We start from the raw sequence: 5,963 nt of genomic DNA, 5'->3' as shown, positions 1-5,963 counted from the left end.
GTACTAGTTATATTCAGATTATCAGGGGGCTGTTCAATATTACTATATAAGTACAACTGATAATACAATTAGGGTGTTTTTGCCCATCCCCCCGAAAAAGGAGAATAATACAAAATATACCAATTGAACACTGGATAGATTGGGATTCAGCCGAGATACGTGTAAAAACGGATTATAGTTTCTTCAGTAGTTTTTCAAGTGAAAATGCTTACATCACGATAAACAAAAAGCCAATTTCCTGCATGTGAGGGAAATTGGCTTTTTGCTCATAATTTACGAATAGGACTAGTAAGAGAGATAATAACTTCAATGACCTTTGTAGTTGATGCCAAAATAAATATTGCAACCGGATTAAAATCGGAAATTAATCCACCTACTAGTGCTCCTAATGGCATAGCCAAACGAGTAAGCACACGTGAAAATCCTAAAACTCTTCCCTGCATATTGGTGGGGACTGTTTCCTGTCGGACGGATGCTACAATAGTATTCCAGGCTATATTACAAATCATAGCAAGACCAAATGAAATGCCCGGCGCAAGCCAATATTCACTCCATATTGCATAGGTCAATCCAATTGCTCCCACAGCAAGAAGGGTTGAAATAAGGATTCCCCTTCGAAAGCGTTGTTCAAGTGGAATAACAATGATACTTCCTAAAAGACCACCTACCCCAATTAAAGTATAATTAATCCCACTTTCTTCAGCAGATAGATTTAATGTAGAAAGTAAATAATACATAAGCCCACCTAATACAGCGCTAGCGCCAAAGTTTCCCACCATTGCTTGAAGAGATAAAGCAAGGTTAAGGCGATCATTCATTAACCATTTTAGCCCTTCTCTCATATCATTCCTTATAGTTTGCAATGGCGTTTTTGCTCTATCTGTAGGTTTCTTCTTTTCTAATTTTGGCAATAGTAATACAGCAACTAGAGTAGACATAAAAGAGATAGCATTTATCCAGAGGGCATTAATCCCACCCATTAAAGCAATTATAATACCGGCTAATGTGGGCCCTGCTAAACTAGCAATTTGATTAACCATTTGGTATGCGGAATTGGCTCGTGTTAACGATGGACCTGCAATTTGTGGAATTACTGTAATAGTCGCTACGTCAAATAACATCGATAGTACGGCTAAAATAAAAGAAATAGCATATAGATGCCATAGTTGAAGTACGCTCAAGTTATACAGGAGAGGAATTAAGGATACTAAAATAATACATCCTGCATCAGCAACCCACATTAATTTCCGCCGATCAAAACGATCCACTACTACTCCTACGATTGGACCAAATAAAACAATAGGTAACACACCGATAGCAAAAAGTGAACTCATAATTATTGCTGATCCAGTTAACTTATAGGCAATCCAAGGAAGAGCAAACGTATAAAGGGAATCACCTATCCTGGAAATCAGTAAACCAAAAATAAAAATCACGTAGGTACTAGGAAAATGTGTAGTTTTTGAAACTAGATTTCTGCTTTGTGCATTCGGTTTCAACGATGAGTTAAAGTTTGTTTCTTTCTTCATTATCGACTCTAATTTACCTCCTTTTTTAGTAGCAAAACTTATATTAACTGGCAGTAAGCCCCTTACTTATCAAATATTTAATAAAGTATAAAATTCTTTAAAATACAAAGGTATCCCTTCTTTTAATCAATTATTCATTTTGCTGTAAGTGCCTCTTTATGCTAAGTTAACGTTTGTCACAATATAAAACTTCTACCTTTTTGTTACGTTGATTGTTTATAAATTGGTATTTTATGTATTATACCTTCTTTTCGAGGGATGGGAAAAACAACCAATTATTGATTTGTGTCTCTCGGATTTTCCAGAAATTTTCGCTATCCATAAAGGGTTTAGTGATAAAGAAATTAAAAAATTTACAAATGGAACTTATAAGTCTAAATAAATAACAAAGTAATGGAGGAATGAAGAATGAAGAATGAAGAATGAAGATTGCTGTATCTGAGTGGAAAGCGTTGAAAAAAGAGACAAAGTTAAAGCTATTGCGTTATGCGATGTTAGAAAGCAAGTATAAGTATGCAAAATAAAAGCTCTTCATTTGCAAAAAGCAAACAAAGAGCAAAGTCATGAGTGACCGTCGAGGAAAGAAATTGGCAGATTTCTTTCCTCTATATTTTAACATATTAAAAGTTGTAGAGAAAAGGGGGATGTAGAATGGAAGAAGGGCGTATTTCCTTTCAGCAAGGGTTTAAAGAGTTTCTTATTATGATTGTCTATTTTTGGTTCATTATGTTTCTCATGTATGGTGAAAGCCTGTTACAATAGTCAAGAATAACTTGGGTACAAATTAATAATGAAATGGGGAAAGATAATAGATGAAAGCAACCGGAATGACTAGAAAAGTAGATGAATTAGGACGTGTAGTACTTCCAAAGGAACTTAGAAATACACTTGGTATTAAAGAAAAATCACCATTAGAGATTTTTGTAGAAGGGGAAGATATTATTTTACAGAAGTATCAGCCTGGTGGTGTTTGTGCATTAACAGGAGAAGTGTCAAATCGTAACAAGGCATTAGCAAATGGTAAGATCACATTAAGTCTAGAAGGTGCAGAACTATTAATAAAAGAAATAGAACAGTATCTTGTAAAATAAGTGCTCCTTTCAAGGGGCTTTTTTAGTAAAGATATTTAAAATTTCACGTACCGTAATATTTAATAAAAAACAAGATACATAATCAATAGTCTACATTGAATTTTATGTTGAACTCATCTGCTAAATGGAGTCCCTTCTCTTTTGTCCAGAATCCTGTAGGCGTTTTTTTAATTCCCACTCTTTAAAACGATTTGGATATAATTCATTCAACATATGATAAGGACGACTACCCCAAAATTATAGCGCATTTAACATAGCAAATGGACTTGATTTCCAAAACTTTATACAAGGAGTTTGGAGTCGATGTTTTAACAACCATTTTTGTGAATATACATCTATTAACTCTTCACTAGACAAGTAAACGGACCTTTATTTAATACTTAAATTATCATTCCGATTTTTACCACAAATTCTTTTTAATTGTATAGTAGGTGAGAATTTTCTGTACTTATTTCGTTTTAGCTTCCATACTTTATGTATGTAGTGCATTCTTATCAATTTTCCCCATTACTTTAACTCGTAGGGGCATTAACTTTAGAACTCTGCTAATGGATAAGCAAGTTAATAATTATACTTGAAAATGGAGTGATACGATGAATAAGACGTATGATGTCATCATTACCGGTGCTAGATGTGCTGGCTCTACCCTGGCAATTTATCTTGCTAAGGCAGGTTTCCATGTGTTGTTAGTGGACCGAGCGAATTTTCCAAGGGACACATTATCAACCCATACCTTTTTCAATAATACTGTCGCTCTTCTTCGAGAAACCGGTGTCCTGGACAAGTTATTGGAAACAAAAGTACCGCCGGTACGGGATATTAAATTTCAATTTGAGGATACCGTGATAGAAGGTCTCATCCCTGAGGTTTACGGAGAGGAAAGTTGTTATTGTATTAGAAGAACTTATCTCGATCATATTCTACTTGAACAAGCCAAATCCCAAATGAATGTAACTGTTTTAGAAGGATTTCGTGTGACGGATGTCATCCGTGATGACGAAACAGTGATAGGCGTGAAAGGTTTAGACGGCGACAACGAGAAACAAGAATTTTTAGCTCGCCTGGTAGTCGGGGCAGACGGCCGATCCTCTATTATTCGCAAGCTGGTAAAAAGTGAACTCAAAATAAGTATTCCGGCAACAGTCGGCATCTATTTCGGGTATTTCTCTGGATTTCGCCACGATAATGTCCCTAAATTTGAAGTATACAAGATAAAAGATAACACAGCCATTCTCTTTCCGACGAATGATGATTTATATGTAATTGTCGGCATTTTCCCATTAGAAAATAAGGAATTGATAGAACGGTTGAAATTAAATCCGGAAAGCTGTCTACGCAATTTCTTTACAGATAACTTTCCGAATACAACAATTGGGGCGCGCTTGAAAAATGCAGAACTAGTAGAACCGATCAAAGGCATTCTCGGATATGATAATTACTGGTATAAAGGAATGGGAAAAGGATGGGCGTTGGTTGGAGATGCAGTTTGTTTTAAAGATCCTGGCATGGCGCAGGGTATCCATGATGCTATATGTGGAGCACGTATATTATCCAATATTCTATCAAAATATAAGGGACAATCCGATCAATCAAATCAAATGTCTGAAGAATATCAAAAGGCAATAGAAGATGAGTTTATGGTTCGGTTTCACATGGGATGCCAAATTTCGAAGAATGAACGCATATCTGAACAACAGGATGCTGTCAACAAGCTAATCAGTTCCCATCCAGAGGCTATAGATAAGTTTTTAGGGATTTACAATTATGCAAACGAGCCCGCTGCTTTAGAAAAAGAACTCGCACGAATTATGCAATCGATCTAGCAATGATTTTAGAGATTAAGTGATTTAAGGGGTAGCACGCACATTTTAACTTTTTTATACGCTAAGGGATTCTCAAAACTCAATAACACGATTTGAATTGAGTTTTGATTTAAGGATGAGTTTTGAGACACTATTTAGGCTCTTTTCAGCACCTTTTACATTGGAACGCACTTGTCTCAAATACATACGTTTTTGAGATCAGATGATTCTCTTAGAGTAGTAAAATCAACGTTTTTTCATGTTGAATTTTGCTTAGCGTATATTTTCGTTAAAATGTTGGTGATACGCCAATAAGAACAACTGTATATTGTAGGGTGGGCGGTTACGACTGTCCTTTTCTCATTTAATGAGGAAAGGAGGTGTAGCCAATGGATCTATTTCTTCAAATAGTATTAGAGGTAATTAAGACGATCGTACGAGAACTTATAGTTTTCGTGGTTAAGAAAATTACTTCTAAAAATAAAAAGAAGAAGACCACCCGTCAGCCTCGCAAGCGTGGGAAGTCTTCTAAATCTAAAAAGTAGTATTTAGTCGCAACCACTCACCTTGCGGTAGCGGTTACTTGAAGAGATGTTAGCGCATCTCTTCTTTTATTATATACATACTGTATTACTGTAATACTAATACAGTAATTATATCAAATGCACATAAAAAATCAATGCGTACGTAATGGATATAATGGACAAAAGAAAAGACACCCTAAGGTGCCTTCCTCCGACTTGAACCATCTTAATTTTAATAATATGTATTGGACGCCAATCCAAATATTATTTTACCACGTTAAGTAATGTTAGTCATTGAGAAATTTGGTATACCTCTTTATTTAAACGTAAAAAGTCCTAGAGGGGCTAGGACTTCTTAACAGAATGAAAATGATTCAAAAAAAGGACTTTTATAACGTAACATATGAATGTTTCATAAATGTATCGTAGAAGTGAACAAAATCTATATTTTATCGACGTTTGTTTCTTATGTAAGAAGCAATATGATCATAATCTCCATTGATGAATTTTTCATTAATACCCATAAAATCAAGCTCTTCAAGAATTTTTTCTTTATTGTTAATGATAATGATTTTATCTGACCAGATCCTTTGTCGAGGTAACATAGGAGTTTTAATAATTCCAGCTATATAGTTTAAATAAGTTTGATATATAAATAAACCTTGTTGGTTACGCCCGCGATCAAAACTTAAGATCGGTGCATATTTGAACATTGGCATTATTTTGTCGAACCAATAAATATGCTCAGTGTCATCTAATACGTTTTTTAAGAAAGATTAAAGAATAGCTAGATATAAAAACACTTCATCACAAACATCTTCTATTTGATTGTATATCTGTTGTAGTTTTTCGTTATGTTCATTAATTTTATGAACATAAGAATAGAAAATAATATTGTTAAATGTGCCTTCAGGTACTGAAACTTTAGGGATTTGTTATTCGCTTGCTATATTTTTAAAATAGGCATGATATTCTTCGGTTAATTCCTTTAAATATTGGTAGAATTTCTGTGGATCC

Annotated in this window: 4 protein-coding genes and 1 pseudogene; 2 read left to right on the top strand and 3 right to left on the bottom strand. The window is 34.6% G+C overall.

The window, feature by feature from the left end; all coding sequences use genetic code 11:
• Window positions 1-266: 266 nt before the first annotated feature.
• Entirely contained in the window at window positions 267-1,529 is a 1,263-nt protein-coding gene (locus tag ACQGS6_RS21655) for an MFS transporter (protein WP_426965579.1), read from the bottom strand.
• 812 nt (window positions 1,530-2,341) lie between these two features.
• Between ACQGS6_RS21655 and ACQGS6_RS21650 the strand changes: the two genes are divergently transcribed.
• Window positions 2,342-2,620 (top strand): AbrB/MazE/SpoVT family DNA-binding domain-containing protein, encoded by a 279-nt coding sequence (locus ACQGS6_RS21650; protein WP_426965578.1) that lies wholly within the window; start codon window positions 2,342-2,344, stop codon window positions 2,618-2,620.
• A gap of 127 nt (window positions 2,621-2,747) precedes the next feature.
• On the opposite strand, the pseudogene ACQGS6_RS21645 reads toward ACQGS6_RS21650, so the two are convergent.
• A pseudogene (locus tag ACQGS6_RS21645) lies at window positions 2,748-2,977 on the bottom strand (hypothetical protein); the annotation flags it as partial.
• A 236-nt stretch (window positions 2,978-3,213) separates the two neighbouring features.
• On the opposite strand from ACQGS6_RS21645, the gene ACQGS6_RS21640 reads away from it, so the two are divergent.
• Window positions 3,214-4,443 (top strand): NAD(P)/FAD-dependent oxidoreductase, encoded by a 1,230-nt coding sequence (locus ACQGS6_RS21640; protein ID WP_426965577.1) that lies wholly within the window; start codon window positions 3,214-3,216, stop codon window positions 4,441-4,443.
• Between the two features lie 952 nt (window positions 4,444-5,395).
• Here the strand turns inward: ACQGS6_RS21640 and ACQGS6_RS21635 are convergent.
• On the bottom strand, window positions 5,396-5,665 hold the full coding sequence (locus ACQGS6_RS21635; protein WP_426965576.1) for a hypothetical protein: 270 nt from the start codon (window positions 5,663-5,665) through the stop codon (window positions 5,396-5,398).
• Between the last annotated feature and the right edge of the window lie 298 nt (window positions 5,666-5,963).

Source organism: Bacillus sp. GMs2/2 (assembly GCF_050172095.1).
Taxonomy (GTDB): domain Bacteria; phylum Bacillota; class Bacilli; order Bacillales; family Bacillaceae_G; genus Bacillus_A; species Bacillus_A cereus.
The sequence above is the reverse complement of the archived record's forward strand: the minus strand, read 5'-3'. Positions and strand labels throughout refer to the sequence as shown.

What these genes read in the sequence shown, in the direction of transcription:
- ACQGS6_RS21655 (WP_426965579.1), bottom strand. Translation starts at nt 1,529, where the DNA reads ATGAAGAAAGAAACAAACTTTAACTCATCGTTGAAACCGAATGCACAA.
- ACQGS6_RS21635 (WP_426965576.1), bottom strand. Translation starts at nt 5,665, where the DNA reads ATGCCAATGTTCAAATATGCACCGATCTTAAGTTTTGATCGCGGGCGT.
- ACQGS6_RS21650 (WP_426965578.1), top strand. Translation starts at nt 2,342, where the DNA reads ATGAAAGCAACCGGAATGACTAGAAAAGTAGATGAATTAGGACGTGTA.
- ACQGS6_RS21640 (WP_426965577.1), top strand. Translation starts at nt 3,214, where the DNA reads ATGAATAAGACGTATGATGTCATCATTACCGGTGCTAGATGTGCTGGC.